Annotated in this window: 12 protein-coding genes; 5 read left to right on the top strand and 7 right to left on the bottom strand. The window is 66.6% G+C overall.

Annotated features, from left to right (window positions below; genetic code table 11):
- Positions 1–3 precede the first annotated feature (3 nt).
- Both ABD301_RS26930 and ABD301_RS26925 read right to left on the bottom strand, forming a co-directional pair.
- The gene (locus ABD301_RS26930; protein WP_344313215.1) at positions 4–858 is read right to left on the bottom strand and encodes an NAD(P)H-binding protein; all 855 of its coding nucleotides are present in this window, start codon (positions 856–858) and stop codon (positions 4–6) included.
- A 42-nt stretch (positions 859–900) separates the two neighbouring features.
- On the bottom strand, positions 901–1,482 hold the full coding sequence (locus tag ABD301_RS26925) for a chloramphenicol phosphotransferase CPT family protein (RefSeq protein WP_163569321.1): 582 nt from the start codon (positions 1,480–1,482) through the stop codon (positions 901–903).
- Positions 1,483–1,606: 124 nt separating this feature from the next.
- On the opposite strand from ABD301_RS26925, the gene ABD301_RS26920 reads away from it, so the two are divergent.
- The 3 genes from ABD301_RS26920 (at position 1,607) to ABD301_RS26910 (ending at position 4,707) form a co-directional block, all read left to right on the top strand.
- On the top strand, positions 1,607–2,782 hold the full coding sequence (locus ABD301_RS26920; protein ID WP_344313214.1) for an NHL repeat-containing protein: 1,176 nt from the start codon (positions 1,607–1,609) through the stop codon (positions 2,780–2,782).
- Between the two features lie 8 nt (positions 2,783–2,790).
- Positions 2,791–4,203 (top strand): phosphocholine-specific phospholipase C, encoded by a 1,413-nt coding sequence (locus tag ABD301_RS26915; RefSeq protein WP_344313213.1) that lies wholly within the window; start codon positions 2,791–2,793, stop codon positions 4,201–4,203.
- Positions 4,204–4,269: 66 nt separating this feature from the next.
- Positions 4,270–4,707: a YdeI/OmpD-associated family protein gene (locus ABD301_RS26910; RefSeq protein ID WP_163569319.1), complete on the top strand. Its 438-nt coding sequence runs from the start codon at positions 4,270–4,272 to the stop codon at positions 4,705–4,707.
- A 180-nt stretch (positions 4,708–4,887) separates the two neighbouring features.
- Here ABD301_RS26910 and kdpC read toward each other — a convergent pair whose 3' ends face one another.
- Genes kdpC through kdpF form a run of 4 tightly spaced genes read right to left on the bottom strand, consistent with a single transcriptional unit; the run spans position 4,888 to position 9,438 of the window.
- Entirely contained in the window at positions 4,888–5,511 is a 624-nt protein-coding gene (gene kdpC, locus ABD301_RS26905) for a potassium-transporting ATPase subunit KdpC (protein ID WP_163569318.1), read from the bottom strand.
- 5 nt (positions 5,512–5,516) lie between these two features.
- On the bottom strand, positions 5,517–7,640 hold the full coding sequence (gene kdpB / locus ABD301_RS26900; protein ID WP_344313212.1) for a potassium-transporting ATPase subunit KdpB: 2,124 nt from the start codon (positions 7,638–7,640) through the stop codon (positions 5,517–5,519).
- A 47-nt stretch (positions 7,641–7,687) separates the two neighbouring features.
- On the bottom strand, positions 7,688–9,346 hold the full coding sequence (gene kdpA, locus ABD301_RS26895) for a potassium-transporting ATPase subunit KdpA (protein ID WP_344313211.1): 1,659 nt from the start codon (positions 9,344–9,346) through the stop codon (positions 7,688–7,690).
- A complete protein-coding gene (gene kdpF / locus ABD301_RS26890) occupies positions 9,346–9,438 on the bottom strand; it encodes a K(+)-transporting ATPase subunit F (RefSeq protein WP_163569343.1) in 93 nt (30 codons plus the stop codon). The genes kdpA and kdpF overlap by 1 nt, the downstream gene beginning before the upstream one ends.
- Positions 9,439–9,723: 285 nt before the next feature.
- Between kdpF and ABD301_RS26885 the strand changes: the two genes are divergently transcribed.
- The gene (locus ABD301_RS26885) at positions 9,724–12,258 is read left to right on the top strand and encodes a sensor histidine kinase (RefSeq protein ID WP_344313210.1); all 2,535 of its coding nucleotides are present in this window, start codon (positions 9,724–9,726) and stop codon (positions 12,256–12,258) included.
- On the opposite strand, the gene ABD301_RS26880 is transcribed toward ABD301_RS26885, so the two are convergent.
- Complete coding sequence (locus tag ABD301_RS26880; RefSeq protein WP_344313209.1) at positions 12,240–12,914, bottom strand: response regulator; 675 nt, start codon at positions 12,912–12,914, stop codon at positions 12,240–12,242. The two genes, ABD301_RS26885 and ABD301_RS26880, sit on opposite strands and share 19 nt — an antisense overlap.
- Before the next feature lie 198 nt (positions 12,915–13,112).
- Here ABD301_RS26880 and ABD301_RS26875 point away from each other — a divergent pair, with 198 nt between their 5' ends.
- Complete coding sequence (locus ABD301_RS26875; protein WP_344313208.1) at positions 13,113–13,802, top strand: carbon-nitrogen hydrolase family protein; 690 nt, start codon at positions 13,113–13,115, stop codon at positions 13,800–13,802.
- Positions 13,803–13,929 lie beyond the last annotated feature (127 nt).

Below are 13,929 nucleotides of genomic sequence, written 5' to 3'. Positions count from 1 at the left end.
GGCCTAGGCGAAAGCCTCCCGATGATCCTGAACGAACCGCTCCAGTGAGATCGGCTCGCGGCCGGTGAGGTCCTTCACGGTGGTGGTGAGCCGGTCCGCACCACCATGCTGATAGGCCAGGCTGACCTCCAGCAGGATGTCCGCGAACCCGGCCGGGATCCCGTCGGCGAGCATCTCGGCGCGGGCCTGCGCGGCGGTCAATCCACGGAACACGACCGGCTGGCCAAGCACCTTCCCGATCGCCGTGGCGGCCTCGGCGTAGGTGAGCGCCGCCGGGCCGGTGAGTTCGTATGCCTGCTCGTCGTGACCAGGCTCGACGAGCACCCGGGCGGCCACCGCGGCCACATCCCGGGCGTCCACGAAGGCGATCGGCGCGTCGCTGGCCAGCTGGGCGAAACCGCCGGTATCCCGGATCGACGCGGCCAGCCTGCGGGTGAAATTCTGCAGGTAGAAGTTCGGTCGCAGGAATGTCCAAGCCAGCCCGGAGGTCCGCACGGCCTGCTCGCTCGCATGGTGGAAGCGCCCGATCGGAGTCAGGTCCTCGTCCGCGCGCCACGCGGACAGCTTGACGATCCGCCGCACGCCGGCCGCCCGAGCCGCGGCGACCATGTTGCCCTCGTGTTCAGGCTGGCTCGGACCGCTGGTCCCGAGCAGGAAAACCGTCTGGACGCCGGCCATCGCGGCGGGAAGGGTGTCTGGTTGGCCGAAGTCGATGGTGACCGCGTCCAGGCCATCCGCGCTGGCCAGGGCCGTCTTGGCGGGGGAGTGGAAGGCCCGTCTCGGCTGGTGGCCGAGAGCGCTCAGCTCGTCGAGGAGGGCGCTGCCAACCGTCCCGCCCGCACCCGTCACCAAGATCATTCGCGCCACTCCCATGCTCGTCCGTGGTCAGTCAAGGACACTCTACGAGCCGGGTACGACAGTTCCGCTCCGCAGGAGGCCAGTGGCAGCCTCGGTGGGTAGCTGGTGGGTGGTGTCGATGGTCGCGTCGTACCGCATGCCGTCGTGCACCCGCTCGTACGACCACCGGCTGAGCCCGGGCGGGTTACCGCGCAGCCGCTCCCGCCGCTCCAGTTCGGGCAGCGCGCAGTCGACTCGTACGAACAGTGTTCGCATCGGCGCGAGCACGCCCAGCCAGTGGTCTCGGACTCGGCCGTCGAGCAGCATCTCGTCCACGATCACGTTGTTGCCGGCCTCGACCAGCGCCGCCACCGCGAGGTGGAAACCGGACAACATGGTCCATCCCGCCTCGCCATAACCGATGCCACGGACCGAACATCCATCCTGGTCCGGCAAATCCTGATAATGGATGCCCAGATGCCGGTACGGTCCGACCGGGCCGCCGGCCCATTTCTCCGGCACCATCGCGAAACACGTGTCGAGACCGAGCAACAAATACGGCTCGTCGAGCTGGTTCTGCAGCGCGCGGCCGAGGCTGGTCTTGCCGGCTGACGACGGCCCGTTCAGGAAAACAATGGTCGGCACCGGTCGACAGTATCGGGGCAAATGTTTTCCCTGCGTTCGCCTGGGGTGGTTGACCAGCCGGTACTGCCGTACGTAGCGTCTTGGCGGCCGTGCGGGTGCGGCCTGGAGCGAGAGGGCGCGCCGGATGCTGGTCGAACGTACGAGAGCCACGAAGGCCATCGCCGGGGGGACGCTCACGGTCACCCCGCCGAGTGTGGAGCAGGGCGAGCAGGTGACTTTCACGTACGCGACGACCGCGGACAGGGTCACCTCGACGAACTGGGTGGGCATCTATTCCGACCCGGGCAACGGGCCGGTCGACGGCTCGTACGTGGGACCGTCCACCACCTGGCAGTACGTGACCCAGCAGGCCGGCAGCGTCGACTTCGGCAGCGGCTCGCTGACGCCTGGCAAGTACCTCGCGTTTTACCTTTACAACGACGGATACACCGCTCTCGCGGACCCGGTGCGATTCACCGTGACGCCGGTTCAACCCATGGTGCCGCCGGTCTATGTGAGCCAGCTCCGCGGCCAGCTGCGGGAGCCGGCCGGGGTCGCGGTGGACTCGCGCGGTTTCGTGTGGGTTGCTGACACTGGTCACCACCAAGTGGCGGTTTTCGCGCAGAGTGGCCGATCCCTGCTGCGGTTCGGCCGCGCGGGCACTGGACCCGGCCAGTTCTGCAGCCCGCAGAGCGTCGCGGTCAGCGCCACTGGGCGAGTTTTCGTCGCCGACACCGGCAATGACCGGGTGCAGGAATTTTCCGCGTACGGCCGGTATATCGCGACCTACGGGCAGGGCCAATTGCTCGAGCCGCGGTCAGTCGCGCTGAGCGGTGACCTTTTGTACGTCTCAGACAGCGCAAACGTTCGGGTCGCGGTGTTTTCCACAGTGGATCGTACGTACCAGCGGGCGATCACCGCGAAAATGGGCGGCCCGCAAGGCATCGCGGTCGGTCCGGACGGCACGCTGTGGGTCGCCCAGAACGGCACCGCCGGCAATGGCGACGACGCGGTGGTCAGCTATTCACCAGCTGGAGTTGCGAAAACCACGCTTGGCGCCGGCCAGAACAGTCAGTACGGCGGGATGTCCAACCCGGCCGCGGTCGGCGTCGATCCGGCCGGCCACCTCCTGGTGAGCCAGCAGGACTACGGCTTCGTGCAGATATTTCGGGCCAGCGGCCCGTTCCTCGCCCAGTTCGGCGACAGCACAGACGCCGGCATGCTCAAATTCCCGCAGGCGATAGCTTTCGCCGCCAACGCCGACATCCTGGTCGCCGACTCTGGCCATGACCGGATCGCCGTCTTCCGCCCACAAAACTAGGGGATCCGTTGTCCACCACGCCTGTCCCGATCACCCGTCGGCGGCTGCTTGGCGCGGCCGGCGCCGCCGCGTTGGCGTCCCCGCTGTTGCCGACCAACGTTCGCAAGGTGCTGGCCGCCGCGCCGAGCCGGCCGCGCCCGCGCCTTCGCGACATTGAGCACGTGGTCATCCTGATGCAGGAGAACCGCAGCTTCGACCACTATTTCGGGAGCATGCCTGGCGTACGCGGCTTCTCCGACCCGACCGCGATCACCCTTGGCACCGGGAGGTCGGTGTTCCACCAGCCGGATCCGACCCACCCCGACGGCTACTTGCTGCCTTTTCGGTTCGACACCACCAAAACCAGCGCCCAGGCCACGCCCGGCTGTGCCCACAACTGGCCGGACCAGCATGTGGCTTGGAACAACGGAAAGATGGACGCCTGGATCCCGGCCAAGGGCCGCAACACAATGGGCTATTTCACCGCCGAGGACATCCCGTTCCACTGGGCGCTCGCCGAGGCTTTCACCTTGTGCGACAACTATCACTGCTCGGTGATCGGCCCGACCAACCCGAATCGGCTTTACATGTGGACCGGCATGATCGACCCGCAAGGCAAGGCCGGCGGACCGATCTTTGTCAACACTCCGGCGTACAACAACCCGATCTGCCGCTGGACCACCTATCCGGAGCGGCTGGAGAAGGCCGGAATTTCTTGGCAGATCTATCAGGAGCACGACAACTACGACGACAACGCGCTGGCCTGGTTCCGGCAATATGCCGATGCGCCGCGGACGTCGCCGCTCTACAAGCGGGCGATGGTCAAGAAGTCCGCCGGCTGGTTCGAGTCGGACGCGAAGAACGACCGGCTCCCACAGGTTTCCTGGCTGGTCGCCCCGTCGGCGCAGACCGAACACCCGAACTGGATGCCGGCCGCCGGAGCGCAGTACATCGCGTCGAAGATCGACGCCATCGCGTCCAACCCGGAAGTCTGGGCGAAGACGGTTTTCATCCTGACGTATGACGAAAACGACGGCTATTTCGACCACGTCGTGCCGCCGACGGCGCCACTGGGCACTCCCGACGAGTATGTCCTCGGTGTCCCGATCGGCCTCGGGTTCCGGGTTCCGACCACGATCGTCTCGCCCTGGACGGCCGGCGGCTATGTATGTTCGGAAACCTTCGATCACACCTCGCTGATTCGCTTCCTGGAGGCCCGCTTCGGCGTGTCCGAACCGAATATCAGCGCCTTCCGCCGGAAGACCGCCGGTGACCTGACCTCCGCCTTCCGGTTTGACCGCCCCGGCTCTCACTTTCCCAGCGAAAACGCCCAACTCCGCTATCCGAGCACGGTCGCCAGCTTGCGTACGGCCCAGAACGAGGTCCGCGACAATCCGGCCCCGGCGGCTCCCACCGGCCACCAGCAAATGCCCACTCAGTAGGCGTCGGTGCGTGACATGGTCCCGCCTTGGCGGCATGATCGTGGTCACGTACGCGAGGGGGATACGATGACATTCGAGGCGACCGTTGAGCTGGGTGGCAAAACGGCGACCGGCATCCAGGTGCCGGACGACGTCGTGGACGGCCTCGGGGCGGGTAGACGGCCGCCGGTGAACGTCACCGTCAACAGCTACACATATCGCACGACGATCGCCAGCATGGGCGGCCGCTTCCTGGTTCCGCTCAGCGCCGAGAACCGTACGGCCGCCGGCGTCGCCGCCGGTGACCTGGTCACCGTCGAGGTGGAACTCGATACCGAACCCCGTACGGTCACCGTGCCCGACGATTTCGCGGCGGCCCTCGACGCCGAACCGGTGGCCCGGAAACGCTTCGACGCGATGCCCTACACCCATCGGAAAGAACACGTACGAGCCATCGAAGAAGCCAAAACCACCGCCACCCGCGAGCGCCGCATCGCCAAAGCGGTGGAAATGCTCAGCCGTTAGAAATCCTTCGCGAACTGAGCGGCGTCCGGCGGCTCATGCTGGCCTGTTCTGGCTGTCCTTGCAGTGTGAGTGCGTCTAGATAAGCAGGTACGCGGTTGACCTTGAGAAGTTGGCCCGGCTGGCCGGGCGATTTCCGGCTTTCGACCGGTCAACTTCTCAAGGTCGCCTCCATTTTTGGGTTTACGGCTGCAATTTGTCCAAAGCGAGATTCAACTGCAGTACGTTCACGTGCGGGTCGCCGATAAAACCGAGGTTACGTCCGCTGGTGTTGTCGTCGACCAACTGCTGCACCTGGGCTACCGAAAGGCCGCGGGTTTTCGCTATCCGGGCCACCTGGATGGCCGCATAGGCCGGACTGATGTCCGGGTCCAGGCCGGAGGCGCTGGCGGTGACGGCGTCGGCTGGTACGGCCGATTCGGGTACGCCGTTGAAAGCCGCCAGCTCCGCACGCCGTTGTTTGATGGCCTTCACCAGGTCGGCATTGTTTGGTCCAAGGTTGGAAGGGCCGCTGGAGGTTGGGTCATAGCCGGTCTTGCCTGCCGCCGACGGGCGGGACTGGAAATACCGGGGGAGCGGGTTTCCCTTGTCATCGGTGAAGTTCTGCCCGATCAACGATGAGCCGACCACTTTGTCGCCGGAGGTGAGCTGGGATCCGTTGGCCGCGCCCGGAAAGACCAGCTGCGAGATGCCGGTGATGAGCAAGGGGTACGCGAGTCCGAGGAGCACGGTGAAGACCAGCAGCGCCCGCAGCGCGGCCAGGTGCCGGCGCAGCCAGGCCGGCATGGTGGAGGTGGAGGTTGCCATGGTGGTCACCGAATTCCGGGGATGAACTGGACGATCAGGTCGATGATCTTGATGCCGATGAACGGCGAGATCAGCCCGCCGACGCCGTAGACAAGCAGGTTGCGGCGCAGCATCGACGCGGCCGATGCCGGTCTGTAGCGGACTCCGCGCAGCGACAGCGGGATCAGCGCGACGATGACGATCGCGTTGAAGATGACCGCGGACAGAATCGCCGAAGTCGGGCTGTGCAGCCGCATGATGTTCAGTGCGTCCAAACCTGGGTACGCGACTGCGAACATCGCCGGGATGATCGCGAAATACTTCGCCACGTCGTTGGCGATCGAGAAGGTCGTCAACGCGCCGCGGGTGATCAGCAACTGCTTGCCGATCTCCACGATCTCGATCAGTTTGGTCGGGTTGGAGTCGAGGTCGACCATGTTGCCGGCCTCTTTTGCCGCCGACGTACCGGTGTTCATCGCGACACCGACATCGGCCTGCGCGAGCGCCGGCGCGTCGTTCGTGCCGTCGCCGGTCATCGCGACCAGCTTGCCACCGGCCTGCTCCCGTTTGATCAGTGCCATTTTGTCTTCGGGGGTGGCCTCGGCGAGAAAGTCGTCGACGCCGGCCTCGTCCGCGATCGCCTTGGCCGTCAACGGGTTGTCGCCGGTGATCATGACCGTACGGATGCCCATGGCCCGCAACTCGTCGAACCGCGCCCGCATGCCGGTCTTCACCACATCTTTGAGGTGAATGACACCGACTACGACCGCGCGGCCGCCGGTTTTCTCGGCGACCACCAGCGGAGTGCCGCCAGAGCCGGAGATTCCGTCCACCGCCTCACCAAGGGTGGCTGGTACGACACCGCCTTCGTTGCGTACCCAGTCGGCGACCGCGGCCGCCGCGCCCTTACGGACCTGACGTCCGTCGGGTAAGTCGATGCCGCTCATCCGGGTCTGGGCGGTGAAAGGCACGAATTCGGCGCCCGGCAACTCGCCCGGGGCGCGCTCGCGCAGCCCGAACTTCGTCTTGGCCAGTACGACGATGCTCCGGCCCTCCGGGGTTTCGTCGGAAAGGCTGGAAAGCTGCGCCGCGTTGGCGACCTCGTCGGGCGTCGCCGCGCCGACCGGCAGGAATTCCACCGCCTGCCGGTTGCCGAGCGTGATGGTTCCGGTTTTGTCCAGCAGCAACGTGTTCACGTCACCGGCCGCCTCGACCGCGCGCCCGGACATCGCCAGCACGTTGCGCTGGACGAGCCGGTCCATGCCGGCGATGCCAATCGCCGACAGCAGCGCGCCAATCGTGGTCGGGATCAGGCAGACCAACAGGGCGACCAAAACAATGAGCGACTGTGGTGCCTTGGAATAGATCGCCAGCGGCTGCAGCGTGACGACCGCCATCAGGAAAATGATGGTGAGGCTCGCCAGCAGGATGTTCAGCGCGATCTCGTTCGGCGTCTTCTGTCGGGATGCGCCTTCGACCAACGCGATCATCCGGTCCACGAAGGTCTCGCCGGGCCGGGAGGTGATTTTTACCACGATCCGGTCGGAAAGTACGCGCGTACCACCGGTCACCGCGGACCGGTCGCCGCCGGCCTCCCGGATCACCGGCGCGGATTCGCCAGTGATCGCCGACTCGTCGACGCTCGCGATGCCTTCGACGACATCGCCGTCGCCGGGAATGATCTGGCCGGCCTCGACCACCACATGGTCGCCGAGCGAGAGGTCGTTGGCGCGGACCTCCGTCTCAGGGATGTCCGTACGACCCTTCTCCCAGCCCGAAAGCCGGCGGGCGACGGTGTCCGTACGGGTCTTGCGCAGGCTGTCGGCCTGCGCCTTGCCGCGGCCCTCGGCGACCGCCTCGGCGAGGTTGGCCGCCAAAACCGTCAACCAGAGCCAGATCGCGATGACGATCCCGAAAACACTGGGGTCGATGATCGCCATCACGGTGGACAGCGCCGACCCGATTTCGACGATGAACATCACCGGGTTGCGGTACAGCGTCGCCGGGTTGAGTTTGCGCAACGCGTCCGGGAAAGAGGTCACCAGCTGCTTCGGATCCAGCAGCCCGGCCTGTACGCGGTGCCCGGAGTCGTCCGGTTTTTCCTTCTGTTCCGGGGTCCGCGTGGGCGCCTCGGTGGTAGGGGTGGTCATTTCACGCACGTCCTCAAGGAATTCAGTCTCGAAGTCTCAGTCACAGGTCACAGGCCTTCGGCCAGCGGGCCCAGCGCGAGCGCCGGGAAGTACGTCAGCCCCACCACGATCAGCACCACCCCGACCAACAGGCCGACGAAGAGTCCCTTGTGGGTGGCCAGTGTGCCGGCGGTCTCGGGCACCGCGCTCTGCTGTGCCAGCGATCCGGCCAGCGCGAGGACGAACACCATCGGAACGAACCGGCCGAGCACCATTACCAGCCCGAGCGCGGTGTTATAGAAGCCGGTGTTCACGGACAGGCCAGCAAAAGCTGAGCCGTTGTTGTTGGCGGCTGACGTAAAGGCGTAAAGCACTTCGGAAAGACCATGCGCCCCGGGATTGAGAATGGAGCCGGTGCCGGCCGGGATGGCGATCGCCACCGCGGTGCCGATCAGCACCAGGGCCGGAGTGGTCAGAATGTAGAGGGAGGCGAGCTTCATTTCCCGCGCACTGATCTTCTTTTTCAGGTATTCCGGCGTACGCCCCACCATCAGCCCGGCGACGAACACCGCGATGATCGCCAGGATCAGCATTCCGTAAAGACCCGAACCGGTGCCGCCGGGAGCGATCTCGCCGAGCATCATGTCGAAAATCGTGATCCCGCCACCCAACGCGGTGAACGAGTCGTGGAACGAGTTCACCGCACCAGTGGAGGTCAATGTCGTGGAACTGGCGAAAAGCGCGGACAATGGTACGCCGATCCGCACTTCCTTGCCCTCCATCGCCGAGCCCGCCAGCTGCGGCGCGAGGCCCGGGTGCGCGGTTTCCACCCAGGTCAGCAGGCCAACCGAGGCCGCCCAGAGAATGCCCATCACGCCGGCGATCGCGTAGCCCTGCCGGGTGTCGCCGATCATCTTGCCGAAGGCGCGTGGCAGCGAGAACGGGATCACCAACAACAGGAAAATCTCGAACAGGCTGGTCCAGGCGCGCGGATCCTCGAACGGGTGCGCGGAGTTCGCGTTGTAGAAACCGCCCCCGTTCGTACCCAACTCCTTGATCGCCTCCTGCGAGGCCACCGGCCCGCCAGTGAGATGCTGGGTCGCACCCGCGAGGGTGTGCGCGTCCGTACCGGCGGAGAAGTTCTGGATCGTGCCGGCGGCGACCAGCACCAGCGCGGCGACGATCGACAGCGGCAGCAGGATCCGGAAGCTGGCCCGAAAAAGGTCGACCCAGAAATTGCCGAGCCGGTTCGTCTTGGCCCGCGCGAAGCCGCGGATCAACGCGACCGCGACCGCGATGCCAACGGCAGCGGAGGCGAAGTTCTGTACGGCGAGCCCAGCCATTTGGACGAGATGCCCCATCGTCGACTCACCGGAATACGACTGCCAGTTGGTGTTGGTGACGAAACTGGTCGCGGTGTTCCAGGCCTGGTCGGGTGCGACCGGCGGGAACCCGAGCGACAGCCAGAGTTTGTCCTGCAGCCGCTCGAAGGCGTACAGAAAAAGCACTGAGACCGCGGAGAAGGCCAGTACGCTACGAAGGTAGACCGGCCAGGCCATGTCGGCCTCCGGGTCGATTCCCATCACCCGGTAAAGTACACGTTCGATCCGCCCGTGTTTGACGGCCGTGAACGTCCGGGCCATGAAATCGCCCAGCGGCCGGTGCGCCGCTACCAGCGCGGCCACCAGTACCAGAACCTGCAGCCATCCGGCTGCCGTTGCTGACATCAGAATTTCTCCGGGAACAGCAGGGCTATCACCAGATAGCCGATCAGCGCGACGGCCACGATCAGGCCGACGATATTGGCGAGAAACTGCACGCTCACAACCGCTCGACTCCTCTCGCCACGAGTGCGATCAGAGCGAACACGGCGACCGTGAGTACTACGAAGATCAGGTCGCTCATCGCGACTGACCCCCCTCCGGGAAAACGCAGGACGCGGTCGGCGGGTGCCTCCGCGACCACGACGGTAAGGACTACCGACAGGGCACAGAGTGGCGTTGACGGTCCCTTGACGCCACTTGGCAGATGTCTTGACGCGTCCTTGACGGGCAGTGTGACGGCGCTCGCTCGAAAGCGCGGCGGCGCGAGGGAAACTGGAGCCATGGCCGGTGGACTGCTGCGAATCTATCTGGGCGCGGCGCCCGGAGTCGGCAAGACGTACGCGATGCTTGGCGAGGCGCACCGCCGCCTCAAGCGAGGGTGCGATGTCGTCGTCGGATTCTGCGAGACGCACGGCCGCGAGCTCACCGCAGGCCAGCTCGAAGGGCTGGAAACTGTGCCGCGTCGGCTGGTTGACTACCGCGGTACGTCGTTCACCGAAATGGATCTCGCCGCGATTCTGGAACGACGGCCCCGCCTGGTCGTCGTTGACGAACTCGCGCACACCAACATTCCGGGCGTACGTCACGAGAAACGGTGGCAGGACGTCGAGGAGTTGCTGGCTGCCGGCATCGACGTGTTGTCCACGGTGAACGTGCAGCATTTGGAGAGCCTCAACGACGTAGTCGAACACATCACCGGGGTGCCGCAGCGCGAGACCGTTCCGGACGAGGTGGTTCGCCGTGCCGACCAGATCGAGTTGGTGGATATGGCACCCGAAGCGCTGCGAAAAAGAATGTCGCACGGCAACATCTATCCGCCCGAGCGGATCGACGCGGCCTTGTCGAACTACTTCCGGGTCGGCAACCTGACCGCGTTGCGTGAGCTCGCGCTGTTGTGGGTAGCGGACCGGGTGGACGAGGTTTTGAACCGCTACCGTACGGATCACGACATCCGCCGGGTCTGGGAGGCGCGTGAGCGGGTCGTGGTGGCGCTGACCGGCGGGCCGGAAGGCGAGACGCTGATCCGCCGGGCGGCCCGGATCGCGTCCCGGTCCGCCGGTGGTGAGGTGCACGCGGTCCATGTTCTGCGCAGCGACGGGCTCACCGGCGCCTCGCCAGCCAAACTCAGCCGACAGCGCGAGCTGGTGGAAAGCCTCGGCGGCAGTTTCCACACCGTCGTTGGCGACGACATTCCCGTCGCCTTGCTGGATTTCGCCCGCGGTACGAACGCGACGCAGCTCGTCATCGGCACCAGTCGCCGATCCCGGGTGGCCCGCGCCTTCGACGAGGGGATCGGGGCGACCGTCATCGCCGACTCCGGCGACATCGACGTACACATGGTCACCCACGGCCATTCCGGTGGGATTCTGCGGCGCCGGCTGCCCAAGCTGACCGGTGGGCTGAACTGGCGTCGGCGTACGGCCGCCATGGTCGTGGCCGCGGTGGGACTGCCCGCGTTGACGATGGTTTTGCTGGCGCTGGGCACCAATGTCACGCCGGCCTCGGCGCTTTTGCTGTTCTTGCTGGCAGTGGTCGGGGTGGCCTTGGTCGGTGGCCTCTACCCAGCGCTGCTGGCGGCCATCGCTGGCGGGTTGATCGTGAACTGGTTTTTCGTACCGCCGGTGGGAAGCTTCACGATCGGTGAGCGAAACAACGTGGTCGCGCTGCTGGTCTACATCGCGGTCGCGATAGCCGTGGCGACAGTGGTGGACCGGTCCGCCCGGCGGGCCACCCAGGCGGCTCGGGGGCGCGCCGAAACCGCGATGCTGGCGTCCCTTTCGCGCAGCGTACTGGCCGGAAACCGGGGCGTGCCGAGCCTTCTGGAGCAGATCCGGGAGGCCTTCGCGCTGACTTCGGTCACCATGCTGGAGCGAGATCGGGATGAGCGCGAGCACTGGCAGGTGGCCGGCTTCGCTGGCCCGAGCCCGTGTCACAAGACCGCCGACGCGGACGAGGATATCCCGATCACCGACGATTTGCGGCTGTTGTTGCGGGGCCGCGCGCTGGCCGCGGCGGACCGCCGCGTGCTGGTGTCATTCGCCGAGCAGGCGGCCGTCGCGTTGCAGCGCGCCCGGCTCGCCAAACAGGCCGCCGAGGCCGACAAGCTGGCCGAAGGCAACAAGATGCGGACCGCGCTGCTCGCGGCGGTGAGCCATGACCTGCGTACGCCGCTGGCCTCGATCAAGGCGGCGATCGCGGGCCTGCGTGCGGAGGACATCGAGCTCGACGAAGCCGACACCAAGGAACTGCTGATCACCATCGATGACTCCGCCGACCAACTGACCGATCTGGTGGCGAACCTGCTGGACATGAGCCGGCTGCACACTGGTTCGGTGACGGCGACCTGCCAGCCGGTGGGCTACGACGAGGTCATCTCACGCGCGCTGCGCGGCATAGACCAGCACGACCTCGGCCGGATCCAGGTGGACATCCCGGGCATCCAGCGTCCCGTCTTCGCTGACCCGGGTCTGCTGGAGCGGGTCGTCGCCAACGTGGTGTCCAACGCCGTACGACATGCGCCAACCGGTCTGGTGACAGTGACTGCCAGCGCCCACCTCGACCGGGTCGAGCTGCGGGTCATCGACCGCGGACCGGGCATCCGCGCGGACGATCGAGAGCGGGTTTTCGCGCCCTTCCAGCGCCTTGGTGACCGAGACACGACCACTGGCGTTGGGCTCGGTCTCGCGGTCGCCCGCGGGTTCACCGAGGCGATGGGCGGGACGCTGACACCCGAAGACACCCCGGGAGGTGGCGTGACGATGGTGATCGCGCTGCCGGCCGTACGAGCCGAAGCCGCTCAGGCGTCCAGCCGGTAGCCCAGGCCCGGTTCGGTCACCAGGTAGCGCGGCCGAGCGTGGTCGGGCTCCAGCTTGCGGCGCAGCTGAGCCACGTAAACCCGCAGGTAGTTGGTCTCGGTGCCGTACCGCGGGCCCCACACTTCCTGGAGCAGTTGACGTTGGCCGACCAGCTTGCCGCGGTGCCGGGCGAGGATGGACAGGATGCTCCACTCGGTCGGCGTCAGCCGGATCTCGCCGGCCTGGGTGACGACCCGTTTCGCGGCCAGGTCGATGCTGAAGTCGGCGGTGGTGATGACCGGCCGTTCGTCGGCGACCGTGCCGCGGCGCAACGCGGCCCGCATCCGGGCCAGCAGCTCGTCCATACCGAATGGCTTCGTCACGTAGTCGTCGGCGCCCGCGTCCAGCGCTGACACCTTGTCGGACTGTTCGGTACGAGCCGACAGCACGATGATCGGAACACTGGTCCAGCCGCGCAGCCCGCGGACGACCTCCACACCGTCGATGTCCGGCAGGCCGAGGTCCACGATCACCAGGTCCGGTTGTCGTTTCGCGGCGACCTCCAGGGCCGTACGGCCATCCGCGGCGGTTTGTACGTCGTACCCGCGGGCCCGCAGGTTCACCCGCAGCGCTCGCCGCAGCGGAGCCTCGTCGTCGACTACCAATACGGTGTCCATACGTCCCGCCGACCGCCGCTTGTTCTCCATTTCAGGCCAGTGCCGATGGAGATTCTTTTGCTGTCACGCCGCACATCGTGTGTCGGGCGGGCGCCTTCGGTGAGAGCCCCTAACGCGTTCTTGACACCGACGCCAAATTCCTGACGTGTTCCTGATATCCGATGTGTCCATATTCACTGGCGCGTACGGTCGGACGTCATGAAGGCCAGCTCGCTGGTGATCGCGGTCGCCCAACCGGCCCTGGTGTCGTACGACGTGAGCGCGAACGCCCAAACGCAGGCCGCGGTCGTACGGCGTGCCGGTGCGCGGGTAGTGGTCTTTCCTGAGCTGTCGCTGACCGGGTACGAGCTGGACGCGCCGTTGGTCAGCCCCGACGACCCGCGGCTGGCGCCGATCATCCAGGCATGCGTCGCGGCCGGCGCGCTGGCGCTGGTTGGAGCGCCGCTCGCGGGGCCATGCATCGGGATGCTGGCCGTCGACAGCTCCGACGCCACCGTGGTGTACCGGAAGATCAACCTCGGCGCGGCAGAGGCCGAGCGGTTCGTGCCGGCGCAGAACCCAGCGGTGCTGGCCGTGGACGGGTGGCGCCTCGGACTCGCCATCTGCAAAGACACTGGCCATCCGGAGCACGCCGCGGACACCGCCGCGCTCGGCATCGACGCGTACGTCGGCGGCCTCGTCGAGAACGCCGCCGATGTCATCGAATCGCGGGCCCGCCGGATCGTTGCTGACCACCGGGTCTGGGTGGCCTTCGCGAGCTGCGCGGGGTCGACCGGCGGCGGGTTCTCCAAGACCGCGGGTCGTTCCTCCATCCGTACGCCCGAGGGCGTCGTCGTCGCTCAGGCCGGTGCGGAGCCGGGCGCTGCCGTACGCGCGACCCTCACCTGACCTGACAAACCCCGAGTGAAAGGCTGGCGGGCGGCCCGGCTCAGTCCGGTGTGGGGCGGTGTGAGCCGGGCCTCGCCGAGGGCGGCGAGGCCGCCGGGACGGCAATGGATCGGTGCCGGTGGGGAGC

It is taken from the genome of Fodinicola feengrottensis, from assembly GCF_039530045.1.
GTDB classification, from domain to species: domain Bacteria; phylum Actinomycetota; class Actinomycetes; order Mycobacteriales; family HKI-0501; genus Fodinicola; species Fodinicola feengrottensis.
Note: the sequence above shows the minus strand (reverse complement) of the source record. Positions and strands in the feature narration are given on the sequence as shown.

What these genes read in the sequence shown, in the direction of transcription:
- ABD301_RS26910 (WP_163569319.1), top strand. Translation starts at nt 4,270, where the DNA reads ATGACATTCGAGGCGACCGTTGAGCTGGGTGGCAAAACGGCGACCGGC.
- kdpA (WP_344313211.1), bottom strand. Translation starts at nt 9,346, where the DNA reads ATGTCAGCAACGGCAGCCGGATGGCTGCAGGTTCTGGTACTGGTGGCC.
- ABD301_RS26920 (WP_344313214.1), top strand. Translation starts at nt 1,607, where the DNA reads ATGCTGGTCGAACGTACGAGAGCCACGAAGGCCATCGCCGGGGGGACG.
- kdpB (WP_344313212.1), bottom strand. Translation starts at nt 7,640, where the DNA reads ATGACCACCCCTACCACCGAGGCGCCCACGCGGACCCCGGAACAGAAG.
- ABD301_RS26875 (WP_344313208.1), top strand. Translation starts at nt 13,113, where the DNA reads ATGAAGGCCAGCTCGCTGGTGATCGCGGTCGCCCAACCGGCCCTGGTG.
- ABD301_RS26885 (WP_344313210.1), top strand. Translation starts at nt 9,724, where the DNA reads ATGGCCGGTGGACTGCTGCGAATCTATCTGGGCGCGGCGCCCGGAGTC.
- ABD301_RS26880 (WP_344313209.1), bottom strand. Translation starts at nt 12,914, where the DNA reads ATGGACACCGTATTGGTAGTCGACGACGAGGCTCCGCTGCGGCGAGCG.
- ABD301_RS26930 (WP_344313215.1), bottom strand. Translation starts at nt 858, where the DNA reads ATGATCTTGGTGACGGGTGCGGGCGGGACGGTTGGCAGCGCCCTCCTC.
- kdpC (WP_163569318.1), bottom strand. Translation starts at nt 5,511, where the DNA reads ATGGCAACCTCCACCTCCACCATGCCGGCCTGGCTGCGCCGGCACCTG.